This window comes from Brevibacillus sp. MER 51 (assembly GCF_023714195.1).
GTDB lineage: Bacteria > Bacillota > Bacilli > Brevibacillales > Brevibacillaceae > Brevibacillus.
In genome coordinates, this window is record NZ_JAMAUS010000010.1 from 112,123 (window position 1) to 130,508 (window position 18,386).

Here is an 18,386-nt window from a genome sequence, read left to right on the forward strand (position 1 = left end):
GCTATCGCAATCAGGGATACGCTACCCAAAAAGGTTATCATCTGCTGAAAGTTTCATTCGGCATTTGATAACCTTTTTATTCGATACCAATCCACAGTGTCGAGACAACAAAAAACAGTCCCCGCAGAATGTATTCCGCAGAAACTGTTTTCAAACTTCATGCTTCCTTCATAAACTTCGCTACCCCGTTAAAAATCCAACTTGCACCATCTCCCGTAGAGTGCTGAAGCAATTGTTCAGACCCATGTATTTCTGCATACTGCTGTTCCTCCGCAGTAATCGGAATCATCCATAATAGATTCACAGAATCGCCCGCCATGATTGGAAACGGAATGGTCGGTGCATCCTCAGGTTTTGCCAGCAGCATAGAGTAGAAGCGGCTATTAATCTGACTGATTTCCTGGCACGGAATGGTGTGACCTTGTGCGAGGAAGGTCATATACGACCACGGCAGAGAGGTTTGGCCGCTGATGTAGGCCAGCAATTGTTGTTCGTTTTGGGCGAGCCATTTGGTTTCGCAGGCAAAGGCCAGCTCGAATCGTCGCAACTGCTCCGGTTCTTCTGTATACTGCTCGACTTTTGGCTGCCGCAAAATGGATACGCCGAGGGTCATCGCATAGGTAACGTCGCCTTTTTCGATGGTCACCAATGCTTTCGGGGGCCAGCGTCCGCCGTCGATGCCGTAATACTGTTTAATTGGGCCAAGAGTCGAGGTAATCGCGTCCATGAACTGGTGCTGGATGTCAGGCCAAGGGTTGCCATCCCAGCTCGCCCAAAAATACTGGGCAGCCTCGATGCGGGCAAACATGGCGTTCGTTTCTGGTGTTCCCAGCGGAAAGCATAAATCAGATTCTCCGGTGCAATCTCGCGCATACGAAGGATAGTGCGAGCCGTCCGGGGAAGGACCAGCCCAGCCAGGAATTACACACAGCACCTCATCCTCATACAAAAGTGCCGCTGCATCGCCTTCCTCCAGCCAAACGATCGAGAGCTGCTCCGGGTCCAGCCTCTCTGCTCCATCCGGATGAGCGCAGCAATCGCGTGGAAGCATGGGAGCTTGACCATCCTCCATGGCAGCGAAATCCATCGAGTCCGGTGCAGGTCCGTAATTTCTTACCCAACAAGAGCGAATGCTGGCATGCTCCTCACCGGGATAATCCCACAAATAAAAAAAGACGCCGTTCTCATCCTCTTCCACAAAAGCTTGAATCGGACAAATGGGGGAAAACTCCTCTAATAGGATGTTTTTCAAAGGTTCCACCTTCAATCGTCGTGATAGATTTGCCGATAACTAAAAAGATTTGTGCTTGATTAAACAGGGTTAGGATACCATAATTGACTATTGATTACAAAATTCAGCACTTTAGAAATGTTTGCCCAGCAAAGGAGGTTGCCAGATGAATCAATGCACCATCTATGTCTCCATCCAACAATGCGAGAAAGTTGTCGCTGCCATTGTCGAGGCTTTTCGTGATCAATTGGTAGAGGTATCCGCAGACGAGCGGGCCGTGACCGTGACCGATAAAAAATGGTTTAGCAAGAGCAAGATTACTTTCAATCTTATGCGCGAGGACGATGACCAAGAAGAGTTTCTCCAGATGAAAAAAGGGATGTACGGCTACTTCGCACAGATTGAAACAACCCACGAGAAGGTCCAGCAAAAGCTGTTGTACCAAATTACAGCGCTTAATGTGGCGGTAGGAATCGTGGCGAGCAAGGAAATCGATCAGAAGACGTTTGCGTCCATTATGGCGATTGCCGAAGAAGTACATGGGATCGTCTTTCTCCCTACCGGAGATATGCTCGATAAACAAGGAAGGCTGATTCTCAATACAGCAGGAGAATCCGAAGTAGACGATTTTCTGGTGACGGTCAGTGTAGACCTGATCGATGGACATATTCAGCCCTCCCAGTCAGGAGAAGCGCGCAAGGAGCGGAGCATCAAGCTATTGCAGGAGCAAGGCATTCCGTACATCCCGCATCTTCCTGTCATCGTAGGGGATGAGGACGCTGTCATCAGGAGCAAGGATGAGATTGTTCAGCGAGCGATTGCCCTGTGCTTGATTGCGGTATATGCCGGAGGGATTGCCGAAAACGGACAACTCAAGGAAGAGCGGGAGTTCATCGAGGGCATTATTGAGCAGTTTGGCGCTGCTGAATTTTTTACGGAAAAAGAGAGAGACTTCTTGAATGATCCACAGCCAGACCGAACCGATATGATTCAGATGGTGTGGATGTACGAATGCTACTGGGTACTGCTGTGGGCACTCGGCTATGTGGACGAGCTCCATTTCCCGGATGAGATTTGTGATGTGAATACGGCGATTGACGCTCTCAGAAGCGCAGGTGACTATGACACCTTCTACAGCAATGCGGTTGTGAGGAGCAAGCAAGAGATTCTCGACCAGGCAGATTTAATCTATCGCTATGACTGGGCATGTGTGGATGCGCGTATCAACAATTGTGTGGTTGCAGGCGGTTTGAATGACGAAGTAGTTGTGGAAAGACACAGAGCATTGAATTGGCTGGTTCGTTACATGGAGGACGACTGGGATCATGTCTCGATGGATACATAGGCTGTATTCGCGAAAAAGTGGGAAACCTAGTGTGATCTTCCTAGCAGGAATGGGCGATAGCGGTGAGACATGGAAGATCGTTCAAGACCGCATCTCGCAGCGGGCATTATATTCATCACGATGAACCGGAAATGGTGATTGAGGAAATTTTGATTATGGTAAGGGGGATGAACACATGAGCGATACAAGAACCCAGCTTGTGCTGGATCTGCAAAGATTAGAACAGGAACAATACCAGCTGCGTGAAGGGGAACAACTGGAGGATTTCGTCGGACGATTGTTGCAATACATTGGGGACCCTGACCCGGAATTGCGGGATAATCTCATCTACCCGGCATTTTATTATTGGATTCTCGACGAGGACAAGCTGACGGAGGCGCAATTGCGCAGCCTCCTGCGAGAGCTGACCGACGAAAAGCATTTGTTCTATCAGATCGGCAGCGAGGGTGATCCAGCTGTATTTACGAGGACATTCTCTGCATTGCCGATTGCCTTGATTTTACGCCGTCACAGGCAGAAGCCCTTTTTGGAGCTTGCCGATTTCCAGCACGTCAAAAATGCTATGCTCCGCTATTTTGAAGAGGAACAGGATTTGCGTGGCTATTTGTCCGAGGGAGGCTGGGCTCACAGTACTGCGCACGGTGCAGACGTATTCGTAGAGCTGGTGCAGTGCCCAGAGAGCGATGAAGCCGTACAGCGAGACGTTCTTCAAGCGATCCAGGGCGTGCTGCATAACGGAAAGCACATTTTCAATGACGAAGAGGACGAACGTCTCGCGAGCATCGTAGATACGATGATAGACAAAGGCTTGCTCTCAGAGAAGGAGCTCACTGACTGGATCAATAGTTTGGCAAGCTGTGCCGAGCTGCCAAAAAGCCGTACTCAAGTTATCGCTCGGGTGAACAGTAAGAACTTTTTACGCTGTCTCTATTTCAGAAGGGCACGAGATAGCCGGGAAAATGAGCTTGCGGCAGCTATGCTTGCTGCCGTAACGAAGTGTAACAGATTTGCGATCAATTAATGGGTGAAGGTTGATGCCAAGACAGAAGGCATCAACCTTTTCTTTTTTTATACGAGGTTTTAAAAGGTAGCGATGAGCCAACAAAGCTGGTAAGAAGAAAAAGCGCAGGGCTCGTAGACCTTGACAACGCCTACCCAGTCGGAACTTAAAAAAGGGGACCACGCTTGTCGAACACTTCTTCCTCGAGAAACTTCCGCCCGTAGGGTGGCTTTGGCTCGACGGTCCCCTTTTTTAAGTGGAGACGGCCAGTGAATCCCCCCAGCTGGCGTGTCAGAGTCGAAGAGAACTGCGCTTTTTCTTCTCCTCCACTGATTGACAATCACCTTTTAGTACTATATAGTACTAATCATGACACGAACCTCAAACCGTGACCATGTCATCGCCACTGCATCCGATTTGTTTTTGCAAAAAGGACTCATGAATACCAGCATGGATGACGTCGTAGCACATAGCAAAGTCTCCAAGTCCAACATTTACTACCATTTCAAAAGCAAGGAGGAGCTCGTCGTAGCTGTGCTCGGCTACAGAATCAATGTGCTGAGAGGAGCACTGGAAGTCATCCTGCAACAGGCAGACTTGTCTGTTTCCGCCCGGGTGGGGCTGATTTTTACCACCGTTGCAGAGGAACTGGAGGGCCGCTCCTGCGTAGGAGGCTGTCCGATCCTTTCCTTGCTGTCGGCACAAATACCAGAAGTCAAAGCGCGAATCAACGAGTTCCTGATCGAATGGCAGAACCTAGCGGAAAAGCTGCTTGTGGAGGGAATCGCCCGTGGAGAATTCAAGGAGAATATCTCGATTCAGCAAACGGCAGTCTTGCTCGTGACCATTGTGGAAGGAGCGATGCTCATGGCTGAATCGCAGGGTCATGCACAGGCACTCGTAGGCGCTGGTCAGACACTTCTACACTTGATTCAAGTGTAGGATTTTTTTGAAGTCAATTAGTACTAATTAGTACTAAAAATATAAAGGAGGCAGAAACAATGGCTGTCGTTTTTGTAACAGGTGCGACTGGATTTATCGGCAAGGAGGTAACAAAGCAGCTGGCCCGGTCCGGTCATACCGTACTGGCGCTGGTTCGTTCGCCAGAGAAGTGGGATGAATTGCTGATGCAGATGACACCTACAGAGAGGTCTAATTGCAAGGCCGTGCGGGGTGATTTGCGAAAGGAGGGCTTGGGATTATCAGCGAGCGATTACGAGCAGGTATTGCGCGCAACTGTGATCATTCATGCAGGTGCCCCGATGGATATTTCGCTGGATGAAACGGTGGCGAGGGAATTGATTTTACAAGGAGCAAGTCACCTTGCAGCACTAGCGAACGAATTGCATAAACAACAGCGTCTACAAAAGCTGATTCATATCGTTGGCTACATGAGTCCGTTTGACGATGAGAGTGGAAAGCTGGCGACAGATGTTTTTGCGCCAACCGATTTTTATCGAGAGGCAGGGGGCTACGAGAAATACAAGTTTCTGGCAGATCTATACCTCAGACAAGAGGCGTATCAAAAAGGAATGCCGCTGGTCGTGGTAAATCCGTGTACGATCATAGGCCCGCGAAGCACCGGGAACACAGAACAAACAGATGGATTCGGGCTCGTGATCAGCTCCATGCGGCGTGGTAAGATCCCTGTTCTTCCCGGTGGTAAGGAGTGGTGGCTGCCCTTGCTTTCCGTCGACGATTTTGCCCAGGTCATTGTGGGGATTGTAGAGACAAATCACATCGAGCATCAAACGTATTACGCCTTAAATGAGCGGAGTGCCACGCCAGCTTTTTCAGAGCTGATTTCGTTGATGGCTAAAGAATTACGGATGAAGCCACCAACCATTCCTTTCCCGGTATCGGTCTTGAAAAAAATTCTCCATAACGGCGGCAGCCGCTTGCTCGGGGTACCTGCCAATTCGATGGATTTTCTCGTAAAGAAAGACTTCCCGCTCGCTCCCTTTCAGCAAATGAAAGCGAAAAAAAGCATCGCTGCATACGACGTAGCGGCGTATCTTCCCAGTGTGATTGCCGATCTCGACTACCGTTTGTCGGTCAAGGATCAGAAAGTACCTCCTTGCTTTCACCGAGAGCAAATCGCAGGCATGGCCGCGTACAAGAAAGAAGGCTCGGGTACTCCGTGGCTGCTCGTGCACGGGCTTTTCAGTGAGATGAGCGATTTACTCCCGCTCGCTGAACAGCTGGGTGAACAGGAAGTATGGTTACTGGATTTGCCCGGATTTGGCAGATCGCCCTATCACCATCACGAAAAACCGATCGAGGGCTTTATCGAGGCAGTGGCCGAGGCATTGCGACAGCTGCCATCTCCGGTTCATCTTGCAGGACATTCATTTGGCGGGTTTTTGGCATGGGAGGCAGCAAAGCGAGTACCGGAAAAAATCGAGAAGCTATACCTTTTGCAGCCACCCCTGCATGCCCCGAAGTATTCTCGGCTGCAGGCGGGATTGGGGAAGAGTCCAGCCCTCCTTCAGCTTTTTTTGCAAAAGCAGTTAACGTCAGCCAAATTGGAAAAAGCAATGCTTGAGCAAGGGGTATTTCAGTCTACGTATGAAATGCCAAAAGGCTATGTAGAAAAGGCAGGGAAGCTCCTGCAATCCCCGCGCATCAGCAAGACGCATACAGACGTGCTGCGCTACTTTATGAACGAATTCCGGCAAATGGCGGTAGCGACACAGCCTCTCCCTTTTCCAGTCCAGATCGTATGGGGGACACAGGATAAAACGTATCAGCTGACAAAAGGAACAGAGGGTGCATTCAGGGGAGCAAATGTAGAGATCGAAAGGCTCTCCGTCGCGCATCATTTTCCGCTCAGCCATCCACAGCTAACGGCAAACGTATTGCTACAGATGAGGCACGGCAAGGAATGAGGACGGAACGATTCTTCAGAAGGGCATGGTAGAAAGGGACCATGCTCTTTTTGAATGAAGTAAGAAAAAAACGAGTTGAACTTTCTGTAAATTTGGAATAGACTATTTTTAACTAATAACGACACTATAACGACAAGTGTCGTTAGTGGAGAAAGAGGGAGGAGAGCAAAGTGCAGGAACACAACAAGAAGAAGCAAGTTCATACGGTTTCTTACATCTGGGTGAAGACCTCATGAAGCAGTACATCGTGAAGCGCCTATTGTCGGGCATCATTGTCCTGTTTGGACTCTCCGTATTTACGTTTCTGCTCATTCATCTCATCCCTGGTGACCCTGTGCGGATCATGCTGGGGCAGCGGGCGACTGTCGAACAAATCGAGTCGCTTCGCGGAGAGCTGGGCTTGAACAAACCGTTAGTCGTTCAGTATCTCGACTATGCTTCCGGCGTTTTAAAAGGGGATCTCGGCACTTCCCTGAAAACGGGCCGACCTGTCAGCACAGAAATTGCGGATCGTTTTCCCGCGACAGCAAAAATAGCAGTTGCCAGCCTTGTAGTGGCAGTTGTGATCGGTATCGGGCTGGGTGTCCTAGCGGCGAAATACAAGGATACACCCATCGACGGAGCGATTATGACCTTTTCCACCTTTGGGATGTCCATACCCGGCTTTTGGTTGGGTTTACTCGTCATACTTGTATTCTCCGTTCATTTGGGCTGGTTTCCGATAGCGGGAGGGACGGGGCTAAAAGACATGGTTCTTCCAGCGTTTACCTTGGGGACATTGCTGGCGACGGCACTCAGCCGACTCACTCGTGCTGGTATGGTAGAGGTTTTGTCCAATGACTATATCCGAACAGCACGTGCAAAAGGGATGAATGAACGAGTTGTGCTGCTACGTCACGCTTTTCGCAATGTGATGATTCCAATTGTGGCTGTCATTGGTCTGGAACTGGCTGGCTTGCTTGGCGGGGCTGTGATTATCGAGCAGGTTTTTGGCTGGCCGGGAGTGGGGACTTTGGCGATTCAAGCGATTGGCTCGCGGGATTTTCCGATGATTCAAGGAACGACGCTGTTTATCGGAGCTGTGTATGTCCTCGTTGTCATTTTAATTGATGTCCTGTACGCGCTTCTCGATCCCCGCATTGACTATGCCGCGAAGGAGGGAGTGTAGCATGTTCTGGAGCAGACAATGGTCCATGCCTCGTTTGGAATTATGGGAGAAGATCATGCAGCAAAAGAAAGCGAAATACAGCTTCCTGATGATGCTCTGCATTGTTTTGCTGGGAATCATCGGGCCGTGGATTGCTCCGCATGACCCTACGAAAGCGTACTACGAAGCGTTTATGCAAGGCCCGTCGAAAGACTTTTGGCTAGGGACAGATGCGATTGGCCGCGATATTTTATCCCGGATGCTGTACGGAACTAGAGTGACGCTGACCGTAGCTGTGCTGGCGTCTGTCATGACGTTTGTAGCAGGAACGCTGATTGGTGTGACATGTGCTTACCTCGGAGGAATCGTCGACAATCTGATCATGAGAATCATGGATATCATGCTGGCGTTGCCCGGCATTGTAATGGCTCTCGCCATTGTTGCTGTACTTGGACCGAGTCAGGAAAATGCGATGATCGCGATTGGAATATCATCGATCCCGGCCTTTTCGATTCTGATCCGTGGTGCGGCACTCTCGATCAAGCAATCCGGCTATGTAGAAGCAAGCCGCTCCATCGGCAGCTCGAATTGGTGGATCATTACGCGCCAGTTCATTCCGAACATCTCCAATGTGTTGATCGTCTATACGACCATGTTTATAGGCAGTGCGATTTTGGGGACCTCGGCACTGGGCTTTATCGGTTTGGGTGCCCAGCCTCCTACACCGGAGTGGGGAACGATGCTGAATGAAGGGAAAAATTACTTGCGAGAGGCTTGGTGGCTCGCTACTTTTCCCGGTCTTGCGATTACAGCGGTCGTTTTTACGGTATATCTGCTCGGGGATGCTTTGCGCGATATTTTTGATCCCAAATCATAGTTTTGCGAGCTTCCGTTCCCGAAAAAGGAGTGAGTAACGTGACAAACATGTTGGAAGTGACAGGATTGACTACCACGTTTTTTAAAAATGAAAAGGCTTTCAAAGTGGTGGACAATCTTTGTTTGCAGGTCAAAAAAGGTGAATCGGTCGGGATCGTCGGAGAATCAGGTTGTGGAAAAAGCGTTGCCTCCCTATCCATGATGCGTTTGCTCAGTAAAAACGGAAGCATTGAAGGCCATATTCAACTGAACGGAGCCGATCTCTTGCGCTATAGCGAAAAAGAGATGCAGAAGATCAGAGGAAAAGAGATCGCCATGATCTTTCAAGAGCCGATGACTTCGCTGAATCCCGTACTGACCATCGGCAAGCAATTGAGCGAAGGGCTGGAAAAGCACGAGGGCATGAACCGAGTCCAATCGAGACAAAGAGTGCTCGAGCTGTTGACGCAGGTAGGCATTTCACGTGCCGATGAAATTTATCACGAGTACCCGCATCGTCTGTCAGGGGGGATGCGGCAGCGTGTGATGATTGCGATGGCGATTGCCTGTCATCCAAAGCTGTTGATAGCGGACGAACCGACGACGGCGCTAGACGTAACGATCCAGGCGCAAATATTGGATGTCATGAAAAAAATCCAAAAAGAGCTGGGCATGTCGCTCATCATGATCACGCATGATTTGGGCGTCGTCGCCGAGACATGTGACCGGGTACTGGTGATGTATGCGGGGCAGGTCATTGAAGCGGCTGATGTTCGCACACTGCTGCGCAGCCCCAAGCATCCGTACACCATGGGCTTGATCAAATCAACGCCGCATAATGCCAAAGGTCAGAAGAGATTGCACAGTATCGCGGGAAGTGTGCCGACCCCCGATCGTTATCCGCAGGGATGCCGCTTTGCTCCGCGATGCGAGAAGGTGATGGCTGTCTGTTTAGAAAAAAATCCCCCGTTGCTGGATGTGGATCAACAGTCGGAGTGCCGTTGTTGGCTGTATCGAGAGAACAGGGAAAGTCCGGCGGTGAATGGATGAAGACGCCTCTTTTACAAGTGAAGAACCTGAATAAGAAGTTCCTTGTCCGCAAAGGGTGGTTTCAGCAGCCGAGTTACGTGCATGCCGTCCATGGAGTGAACATAACTGTCAACGCAGGTGAAACGTTGGGGATCGTAGGAGAGTCAGGCTGTGGCAAGTCAACACTGGGCAGATGTATTTTGCGCTTGGTCGAGCCGACAGACGGCGAGATCGTGTTCGAGGGTCAAAATATCCGCGGCTTACAGAAGGCAGACATGCAAAAGCTGCGGCGTGATATGCAAATGGTGTTTCAAAATCCATTTGATACGCTCAATCCAAAGCTGACGATCCAGCACATTTTGTCAGAGCCGTTGATTGCCCATGGTATCCCAAAGCGCGAGCGAGCAGCCATGGTCGAAGAGACGCTAGAGATCGTCGGTTTGAACAATAGTCATTTGTCGCGATACGCACATGAGTTTTCCGGGGGACAAAGGCAAAGAATCGGTATCGCTCGCGCCTTGATGCTCAGGCCAAAGCTCATCATAGCTGACGAGCCTGTGTCTGCTCTCGATGTATCGATCCAATCGCAAATTCTCAATTTGCTTCAGGATTTGCAGGAGCAGTTTTCGCTCACGTATCTTTTTATCTCGCATGACTTGAGTGTCGTCGAGCATATCGCCGATCGAGTAGCAGTGATGTACTTGGGAGAAGTGATTGAGCTGGCGAAAAAAGAAGAGCTGTTTCAACGTCCGATGCATCCCTACACACAGTCGCTTCTCTCCGCCATTCCTATCACGGATCCTGACGAGAAGAAAGAGCGGATCATGTTAACAGGAGATCTGCCGTCTCCATCCAATCCACCGAAGGGCTGCAAGTTTCATCCGCGCTGTTGGGCGTGCACGGACGTGTGCAAGACAGAAGCCCCTCTATTAACAGAAGCAGACGGCAGACTGGTTGCGTGTCATCTCTATGAAAAATAAGGGAACAGGAGTGGTAGATAGATGTTGGACCCACGCCTTACGAAGCTGGCGAATGTGCTGGTAAATTACTCGACGAATGTGCAGCCGGGAGATAATGTGCTGATCGATGCGATGGAGGTGGACGCCGCTCTGATAAAGGAGCTAATCAGAGCAGTTTCGCGAGCAGGCGGACATTCCTTTGTGAACCTGCGTGAATCCTCGATTAGCCGTCAGTTATTGCTAGCGGGAACAGAGGAGCATTTCCGTTTAGGGGCAGAGATGGACAAAGAACGAATGGAAAAAATGCAGGCGTGCATCATCATCGAGGGTGGGCTAAACATCAATGAAGTGTCTGATGTCCCTGATGAGCAAATGAAGCTGGCTACGTCCTTTTTCAAAGAAGTAAGTATCGTGCGTCTCAAAAAGAAATGGGTCTATCTCCGTTATCCGACGCCTTCCATGGCACAGCTGGCGAATAAGAGTACAGAAGCGTTCGAACAGTTTTACTTCGATGTCTGCACAATGGATTACGCCAAAATGGCAAAAGCCATGCAGCCGCTCAAGGAGCTGATGGAGCGAACTGACCGCGTGAAAATCACGGGACCTGGCACAGAGCTGACCTTCTCCATCAAAGGCATTCCAGCCATTCCGTGTCCGGGGCACTACAACATACCAGACGGTGAAGTATTTACGGCCCCTGTTCGCGATTCGGTGAACGGTGTCCTATCGTTTAACACGCCCTCGCCTTATCAAGGCTTTACCTTTGAAAAAGTACGGCTGGAGTTTGTGGACGGAAAGATCGTTCACGCCACAGCCAATGATACGGAGCGCTTGAACAACATTTTGGATACAGATGAAGGTGCCCGGTACATTGGGGAGTTTGCTTTGGGGGTGCACCCGTTCATTCGGGAGCCCATGCAGGATATTTTATTCGATGAAAAAATCGACGGCAGCTTCCACTTTACCCCGGGACGATGCTATGACGAGGCATCCAATGGCAACAAGTCGAACATCCATTGGGACATGGTCATGATTCAACGCCCGGAGTACGGTGGCGGTGAGATTTGGTTCGATGACCATTTGATTCGCAGAGACGGACGCTTTCTTTTACCGGAGCTTGCGCCACTTAATCCGGAAAACCTGAAGTAACTGGAGGAGCATGAGGCATGACACATAGAATCGACGCGCATTTTGACCTTTTGCTGGATGTCGCTATTCAACGCGAGCATGGCAGGCGAAAAGTTATTGAAACGGATTACTTGCCCGATTTCGTGGCGGGCGGGGTGGATACGGTTGTCGCAGCGATTTTTATTGACAACAAATTCTTGCCGGAGATGGGCTTGAGAAAAGCACTGCAACAAATCAGCGCGTTGCACGCAGAGGCAGATGAATCGCCTGATAAAATCATGGTTTGCAAAAGTGTGAGCGATATCGAGACCGCGAAGCGACAGGGGAAAATTGGTTTTGTGCTCTCTCTGGAAGGCGCGGAACCGTTATATAATGATCTGAGTATGCTCCGTGTTTTTTACGAGCTGGGCGTGCGCCTTATGGGTCTCGTGTGGAGCAGGCGGAATTTCGTTGGAGATGGCAGTCATTTTAGTCCGGTACGGGAAGGACGCAAGGGCGGGCTCACCGAGTTCGGCATCCGCGTCGTCGAAGAGGCAGAAGCAATGGGGATCATCATTGATGTCAGCCATCTGAATGACGAAGGGTTCTGGGATCTGATCGAGGTAGCGCGTAAGCCCATCATCGCTTCTCATTCCAATTGCCGGACATTAGCGAGCTCCATGCGCAATCTGACAGATGAGCAAATCAGGGCGATAGCATTCACCAATGGCGTTATTGGCATCAATGGCGTCAATCTGTTCGTAGGGGACACAGACGACCAGGCTGATATCGAGCACATGATCAACCACGTCGATCACATCGTGAAGCTGGTTGGTGTTGAACACGTCGGACTGGGTCTGGACATTATCGAGCCATTTATGAAATACGATTCTCCGGGTGTGTTTATCCAAGCAGGACGCAAAGATTTTGATGTCGTAAAAGGACATACCAAGGTTCCGGAGCTTGTGCGTGCTCTTGCCAAAAGAGGATACAAGGATGAAGCGATTGAGCGTATTTTGGGCAAAAACTTCATCCGCGTGTTCAAGGATGTGTGGAAATCATAGAGAGATGAGGGAGTGGAACATTGACCATTACGATAGCGGTAATCTCTTCGGAAGAATTTTTGCCAAGGATCTTGAAGCATACCCAATCCATCGATTACATTCAACTGACCTCGTATACATACCAGAATCCAAAAGAGAGCGTTGCGTTGCTTGATCAAATCCATGACTGCGACGTGCTGCTTTTTGCTGGCCCACTTCCTTATTTTTTTGCCAAGGAAAAGGTAGAGCAAAAGAAGCTGCCTGCTGTGTACATCCCGATCGATGAATATACCATTTCCCTCTCTTTGTTTCATACCTTGCTGAACGTACCAGGAGGACTGGACCGCATCTCGATAGATTTGCCAAAAGCGGAGTATATTGAGAAGGTCGCTGATGAATTGGGCATTATTTCTACGCCTTGGTATGTAAAAGACTACAGTGAGATTATCGAAGAAGGCGGGACGAAATTTGACGTAGAGGAGATTATTCAGTTCCACAAGGAGCTTTGGGAACAGAAACAGAGTCATTTTGCTTTGACTGGCGTTGATTACGTATATCGTCAATTGCGTGAGATGAACATCCCTTCCGCATCGCTGGTTGGTCCCGACAAAAATATTCGCGATGCCGTCAATCAAGCCATTGCTTATGGTCAATTGAAAATTAGCAAAAACTCACAGATTGCTGTGGGAATTGCAGCGATCCAGCAAAATGATGGTCCGCCTGTAGAAACGAGATGGCAGGATGCGACGATTATTTTGCTGCAAGAACTGCTGGAGCTCGTCAAAGAGACGGACGCTTCCATACAAAAGCTGGGAATGGATCAATTCATCATCTATGGCACGAGAGGCAGCATCGAGCAAATGATTGAATCCGGGAAGATCATGCAAGTAGTGGGCAATGTCGACCTGCTTGCCAAGGTGACGGTTGCTATCGGGTTTGGTTTTGGCCTAACCGCGAAAGAGGCTGAGGCCAACGCGCGCATTGCGATTTATCATGCCCAGAAAACAAAGGAAAGCAGTGCGTACTTAGTAACAGATGAAAAAGAAGTGATTGGGCCGTTGAACACCGAATCGAAGAGCTTCCAATTAAAAAGCGAGAACAAGGAAGTGCTGGAGATCGCGGAGAAGACTGGCGCAAGTGTCGCTACGATCACGAAAATTATGCAGTATGTCAAGCTTCGCCGCGATAACCGCTTCACCGCTTCCGATTTAGCCGAGTACCTCCAGATCAGTCGCCGCAGCTCAGAAAGAACCTTGAAAAAGCTGATCGAGCATCAGGTCGTAGAGATCGTCGGAGAAGAACAGCCGTATCAGCAAGGACGCCCGCGGGCTGTGTATCGCCTTAATCATCCATGATTATCCTCATGTAACATCAACCTGTCCCGGATTTCCGTTTGCGAAGGCAATCCGGGACCCCCCTCATGTAAGAAGCAATCCGACCTAATTAGCGACTATATACCGACGCAAGTGGGCTTCGAATGGAAAAGACTCGAAAAATGGAGGTCGCGACATGCTATCAGAACAGTTAAAGAGCCAAATTCGCAGCGTTTTACTCATGGGAGTACTCGTCTTTTCCATCGTTGGCTGTAGCTCTGCTCCCACTCCGGCTACAGATGAGAAGCAAGCAAATCAACCAGCAAAAGTCTCCCAGCCCAAAAAGGGTGGGACGATCACCATGGGCTACCAGATGGAGCCAGATACGCTGGACCCGCAAAAGACGTCGTTGCCAGCGGGAAACTTTGTTGGGGGCATGTTGGGGGGAGCTTTGCTGATCCTCGATCCTTTTACGCTTGAGTTGAAGCCGCATCTGGCTGAATCGTATACAATCTCGGACGACGGCAAGACCGTGACGTTCAAATTGCGTCCTGGCGTGAAGTTCCATGATGGAACACCGCTCACTGCGGAAGTTTTTAAGCAAAGCTATGAACGTGCTCTCGATCCGAAAACAGCCTCGCCGGTTACGGGACCGGATGTATCTTCGATCAAATCTATTTCAGCTCCTGATGACTCCACATTGATCTTTCATTTGGATGAGCCCTCCCCTTCGTTACTTTCTAACTTAACATATAGCGGCTACCAGCAACCTATTTCCATAGAGGCACGAAACAAATACGGAAATGAGCTGGGACGTAATCCTGTGGGGGTAGGTCCGTGGAAATTCGAGAGCTGGAAAACAGGCGAATCAATCACACTGGTACGAAACGACGAGTATAAGTGGGCAGCTCCTTTTGCTCTGAATCAAGGACCTGTAAGACCTGACAAGTTCGTTCTGAAATTTATTCAAGACAACCAAACCATGATGGCTGCTCTCGACAGTGGGACGATTGATATTGCCACTGTACCCCCGAAAGACGCGAAGAAATACAAGGATCACAAAGATTTTACGGTGCTGGAAGGAATGCAGCCTGCAGAGTACTTCATTGGGATGAATTTGGAAAATGAAATCTTGCAGGATGTCCGCGTGAGAAAGGCACTGAACCTGGGGATCAACAAAGACGCATTGATCATGGCGGATTTGCAAGGAGAGGGGGTGCCTGTCTACGGACCGATCCCACCAACGATGATCGGATACGATGCGGCAGTAGAGCAGTACGGCTACAAGTACAATGCTGAGCAGGCCAGACAAATACTGGATGAAGCAGGATGGAAGCCAAACGCGCAAGGGATAAGGGAAAAGGATGGAAAAATGCTCAGCCTGACGATGCTCACCGAAGATACAAATCCAGGACATCAGCTGGTGCAAAGCATGTTCAAAGAGATTGGTGTCGAAGTGCATATCCAAAAGTATGAATCAGCGACAGCTCTTGAACAGGCACTGAAGGGCGAGTTCGATTTGTTCTCAACGAGTCATGGCAGTGTCGATCCAGATATTTTGCACTTGTTACTGCATTCGAGTCAGATCGGGGGCTTGAATTTCTTTCGCCTCAGTGATCAACAGCTCGATAGCCTGCTAAATAAAGGACGAACGACAACAGATCAAGTACTGCGACAGCAGGTTTTTGCAGACATTCAAAAAAGAATCGTGGAACAGGCCTATTGGATTCCGCTCTATTCCGCAAAAACATTCGTGGTCGTCAGTAACCGGATTCAAGGGGTCAAACCAAATCCATTAGCCTCCTTAATTATTCAGGACATGTGGGTGAACGAGTAGGGCATGGTATGACAACATTAGAAAGAGGTGGAAAAAATGAGACAGCAAGGCTGGTTAGTAGAATGGGAAGAACTGGTTGAAAAAGAAATGAAGGAAGGCAGAGTTCCGGGCTTCGTCATGGGTGTGAATTTGAATGGACAGAGCCTGTTTCGCAAGAGCTTTGGCTATCGTGATCGTGAAAAGGAACTCGAAATCACTCCTGATACCGTGATGGGTTTGGCCTCCGTTACGAAGTCCTTTACATGCATGGCGATCATGCAGCTACAGGAAGCGAAGAAGCTCTCTGTTCATGATCCGGTGATCAAATACCTACCCGAATTTCGTACCCCGGATCGTCAAAAAACGGAGCAGATGACGATCCACCATTTTATGACGCACACGACAGGCATACCGCCTCTGCCTATTGATAATCTGGCAATTCGCAACTCCATGCTCGATGACATGCCTGACGAGGATAACCCGATTCACCGGTACTTGAAAAAGGAGTACCAGAAACCGATCTACACATTCGAAGAGCTAATGGAAGCTCTTGCCCTGGCGGAATATGAGCTGGTGGGCTCTCCAGGGGAATTGTTCAGCTATTCGAATGATTGCTACTCTCTCTTGGGAGCGGTCATAGCCAGAGTGAGTGGGAAGTCGTATGACGAGTATGTCAAAGAGCATATTTTGGAACCAGCAGCCATGAAGAGCAGCACCTTTCTTCTGAGCGATCTGCCACACCTGCCGGATGTAACGACCATCTATCATTTCAAAGAGAGCAATGGCGTATCCGAGATTTACCCTGATCCCAATTGGGAGGATGGGCTACTCGTAGCGGCATCGGGGCATTTGAATTCAACCGTGCATGACATGTTGAACTACGCTGAAATTTTTCGTACAGGCGGATGTGTGGGCAAGGAACGGATTTTATCGGAGGAGAGCGTCAAACAAATGATTTACCCGCATGTCCAGAACAGCTACAGCAGGTACTACGGGTATGGCTTATCCATTCAACCCGACTACTATGGGGGTACCTTGATCAAGCACGGTGGAGCAATCAAAGGTGTCGCCGCCCATCTAGCGATTGTTCCGGAGCGGGGTATTACATCCATGGCTTTGGCCAATTTGGTCGGAAGCCCCGTCGAAAAAGCCACTCTGACTGCACTGCATGCCTTAGAAGGGCGTCCATTGAATACGCCGCAGTACCAATTCGAGACATACAGCGTCCCTCTTGCCCAGTTAGGAGAGTATGTCGGTCGATACGTCAGTGGGGAAGGAATGGATATCATCGTATATGTGGTAGAGGGTGTCCTGATGATGATAGATAAGACATCGGATGCGTTTGGTGGAAAACAACTGAACTATCCATTGCGACCAATTGGAGAGCATCAATTTATTACCGATAGAGAGGGCAGCGAGCTGACAGTTGGCTTTGTAAAAGGCGAAGACGGCTCTGTAAAAGCCATGTCCCTTTATTATCGAATTATTCCACGAGTAGCAGCTACGGAGGGTAGTCGAATATGAAAATAACATCTGTAAGCGTTCATGCCATCAGGTTGCCGCTAAAACGCCCATTTATTATCGCGTACGCCTCATATGAGGATATGCCGTCCATTATTGTAAAAGTGGAGACAGACAATGGTTTGGTCGGATTAGGCGAGGCGGTACCGGATCAAAATGTCACCGGAGAGACGTGGGAGTCTACCTATACGATGCTCGTTCAAAACCTGGCGACTGTTGTAATCGGTGAGAATCCATTTGATATCGAGAGAATCCACGAGAAGATGAACCAGGCTGTTTGGGGAGCCCCAGCAGCAAAAGCCGCCATCGATATCGCTTGCTACGATCTGATGGGCAAGGCTGCTGGTCAACCTGTTTATCATTTCTTGGGCGGAAAATATCACACGACTCTTTCCTTCCCCTATGTGTTAAGCATATTAGAGCCAGAGGTCATGGCAGCTGAAGCTAGGCAAGCAGTGGCAGATGGGTATGACACGATCAAAATAAAGGTGGGAGCTGATCTTCGGACAGATATCCAGCGAATCCGGGCTGTTCGGCAGGCAGTTGGCCCTGATGTAGGACTGCGGGTGGACGCCAACCAAGGTTGGGAGAACCGTGCGAACACCTTGCTTGTTATGAAACAGATTGAGGATTGTCACATTGATTGGATGGAGCAGCCTGTCTTGGCAGATGATCTCGATGCGCTGGCGGATATTCGCAGGCAAACGACCATTCCCATTATGGTAGACGAGGGATTGCACGGGACGAAGGAAATGCGGGAAGTCATCGCGAAGAAAGCTGCAGATAAAGTAAACATCAAACTGATGAAAAGTGGAGGGATTTATCCTGCTCTCAAATTGGTGAATCAGGCGGAAATGGCCGGGATGGAGTGTCAAATCGGTTCGATGCTGGAGTCCTCGATTGGCAGTGCAGCTGGTGCACATTTGTCACTGGCGAAAAAAAACATCATTTCCAACGAGTTGGCAGGACCTACGATCATTTCGCGGGATGTAGCTCAGCTTGCGATTCACGGAAGTCAAATAGTCGTGACAGATCAGCCGGGCTTAGGATTAGTGCTAGACGAAGCGGTGCTTGCCGGTATAACGGATAAGTCAGAGCAGGTCATCGGAGCGAAGCGGCAACCCGTATAGGG

The 18,386-nt window shown here is 49.5% G+C and carries 15 protein-coding genes; 14 read left to right on the plus strand and 1 reads right to left on the minus strand.

Annotated elements, in window-relative coordinates; genetic code table 11:
- Positions 1-157 precede the first annotated feature (157 nt).
- On the minus strand, positions 158-1,252 hold the full coding sequence (locus M3630_RS20880) for a suppressor of fused domain protein (protein WP_251253361.1): 1,095 nt from the start codon (positions 1,250-1,252) through the stop codon (positions 158-160).
- A gap of 145 nt (positions 1,253-1,397) precedes the next feature.
- On the opposite strand from M3630_RS20880, the gene M3630_RS20885 reads away from it, so the two are divergent.
- From M3630_RS20885 to M3630_RS20950, 14 genes are all read left to right on the plus strand, one after another.
- Positions 1,398-2,576, plus strand: a complete 1,179-nt coding sequence (locus tag M3630_RS20885; RefSeq protein ID WP_251253362.1) for a DUF4272 domain-containing protein — start codon at positions 1,398-1,400, stop codon at positions 2,574-2,576.
- A 175-nt stretch (positions 2,577-2,751) separates the two neighbouring features.
- Positions 2,752-3,597 carry a DUF2785 domain-containing protein gene (locus M3630_RS20890; RefSeq protein WP_251253363.1) on the plus strand — a complete coding sequence of 282 codons (846 nt, stop codon included), beginning with the start codon at positions 2,752-2,754 and terminating at the stop codon, positions 3,595-3,597.
- Between the two features lie 348 nt (positions 3,598-3,945).
- Positions 3,946-4,518, plus strand: coding sequence for a TetR/AcrR family transcriptional regulator (locus tag M3630_RS20895; protein WP_251253364.1), 573 nt, complete (start codon positions 3,946-3,948; stop codon positions 4,516-4,518).
- Between the two features lie 59 nt (positions 4,519-4,577).
- Positions 4,578-6,464: an alpha/beta fold hydrolase gene (locus M3630_RS20900; RefSeq protein WP_251253365.1), complete on the plus strand. Its 1,887-nt coding sequence runs from the start codon at positions 4,578-4,580 to the stop codon at positions 6,462-6,464.
- A 232-nt stretch (positions 6,465-6,696) separates the two neighbouring features.
- A complete protein-coding gene (gene nikB, locus M3630_RS20905; protein WP_251253366.1) occupies positions 6,697-7,632 on the plus strand; it encodes a nickel ABC transporter permease in 936 nt (311 codons plus the stop codon).
- 1 nt (position 7,633) lies between these two features.
- Complete coding sequence (locus M3630_RS20910; protein ID WP_251253367.1) at positions 7,634-8,488, plus strand: ABC transporter permease; 855 nt, start codon at positions 7,634-7,636, stop codon at positions 8,486-8,488.
- Between the two features lie 38 nt (positions 8,489-8,526).
- Positions 8,527-9,516 carry an ABC transporter ATP-binding protein gene (locus M3630_RS20915; protein WP_251253368.1) on the plus strand — a complete coding sequence of 330 codons (990 nt, stop codon included), beginning with the start codon at positions 8,527-8,529 and terminating at the stop codon, positions 9,514-9,516.
- A complete protein-coding gene (locus M3630_RS20920; RefSeq protein ID WP_251253446.1) occupies positions 9,513-10,475 on the plus strand; it encodes an ABC transporter ATP-binding protein in 963 nt (320 codons plus the stop codon). The genes M3630_RS20915 and M3630_RS20920 overlap by 4 nt, the downstream gene beginning before the upstream one ends.
- Before the next feature lie 21 nt (positions 10,476-10,496).
- Positions 10,497-11,603, plus strand: a complete 1,107-nt coding sequence (locus M3630_RS20925) for an aminopeptidase (RefSeq protein ID WP_251253369.1) — start codon at positions 10,497-10,499, stop codon at positions 11,601-11,603.
- A gap of 17 nt (positions 11,604-11,620) precedes the next feature.
- Positions 11,621-12,625: a dipeptidase gene (locus M3630_RS20930; RefSeq protein ID WP_251253370.1), complete on the plus strand. Its 1,005-nt coding sequence runs from the start codon at positions 11,621-11,623 to the stop codon at positions 12,623-12,625.
- A 20-nt stretch (positions 12,626-12,645) separates the two neighbouring features.
- Positions 12,646-13,959, plus strand: a complete 1,314-nt coding sequence (locus M3630_RS20935; protein ID WP_251253371.1) for a helix-turn-helix domain-containing protein — start codon at positions 12,646-12,648, stop codon at positions 13,957-13,959.
- Positions 13,960-14,113: 154 nt separating this feature from the next.
- Positions 14,114-15,754, plus strand: a complete 1,641-nt coding sequence (locus tag M3630_RS20940) for an ABC transporter substrate-binding protein (RefSeq protein WP_251253372.1) — start codon at positions 14,114-14,116, stop codon at positions 15,752-15,754.
- Positions 15,755-15,790: 36 nt separating this feature from the next.
- Positions 15,791-17,257: a serine hydrolase domain-containing protein gene (locus tag M3630_RS20945; RefSeq protein WP_251253373.1), complete on the plus strand. Its 1,467-nt coding sequence runs from the start codon at positions 15,791-15,793 to the stop codon at positions 17,255-17,257.
- On the plus strand, positions 17,254-18,384 hold the full coding sequence (locus M3630_RS20950; protein WP_173611142.1) for a mandelate racemase/muconate lactonizing enzyme family protein: 1,131 nt from the start codon (positions 17,254-17,256) through the stop codon (positions 18,382-18,384). The genes M3630_RS20945 and M3630_RS20950 overlap by 4 nt, the downstream gene beginning before the upstream one ends.
- Positions 18,385-18,386 lie beyond the last annotated feature (2 nt).

Excerpts from the sequence above, each read along its gene's own strand:
- M3630_RS20885 (WP_251253362.1), top strand. The coding sequence starts at position 1,398 with ATGAATCAATGCACCATCTATGTCTCCATCCAACAATGCGAGAAAGTT.
- M3630_RS20890 (WP_251253363.1), top strand. The coding sequence starts at position 2,752 with ATGAGCGATACAAGAACCCAGCTTGTGCTGGATCTGCAAAGATTAGAA.
- M3630_RS20895 (WP_251253364.1), top strand. The coding sequence starts at position 3,946 with ATGACACGAACCTCAAACCGTGACCATGTCATCGCCACTGCATCCGAT.
- M3630_RS20900 (WP_251253365.1), top strand. The coding sequence starts at position 4,578 with ATGGCTGTCGTTTTTGTAACAGGTGCGACTGGATTTATCGGCAAGGAG.
- nikB (WP_251253366.1), top strand. The coding sequence starts at position 6,697 with ATGAAGCAGTACATCGTGAAGCGCCTATTGTCGGGCATCATTGTCCTG.
- M3630_RS20910 (WP_251253367.1), top strand. The coding sequence starts at position 7,634 with ATGTTCTGGAGCAGACAATGGTCCATGCCTCGTTTGGAATTATGGGAG.
- M3630_RS20920 (WP_251253446.1), top strand. The coding sequence starts at position 9,513 with ATGAAGACGCCTCTTTTACAAGTGAAGAACCTGAATAAGAAGTTCCTT.
- M3630_RS20925 (WP_251253369.1), top strand. The coding sequence starts at position 10,497 with ATGTTGGACCCACGCCTTACGAAGCTGGCGAATGTGCTGGTAAATTAC.
- M3630_RS20930 (WP_251253370.1), top strand. The coding sequence starts at position 11,621 with ATGACACATAGAATCGACGCGCATTTTGACCTTTTGCTGGATGTCGCT.
- M3630_RS20940 (WP_251253372.1), top strand. The coding sequence starts at position 14,114 with ATGCTATCAGAACAGTTAAAGAGCCAAATTCGCAGCGTTTTACTCATG.
- M3630_RS20945 (WP_251253373.1), top strand. The coding sequence starts at position 15,791 with ATGAGACAGCAAGGCTGGTTAGTAGAATGGGAAGAACTGGTTGAAAAA.
- M3630_RS20950 (WP_173611142.1), top strand. The coding sequence starts at position 17,254 with ATGAAAATAACATCTGTAAGCGTTCATGCCATCAGGTTGCCGCTAAAA.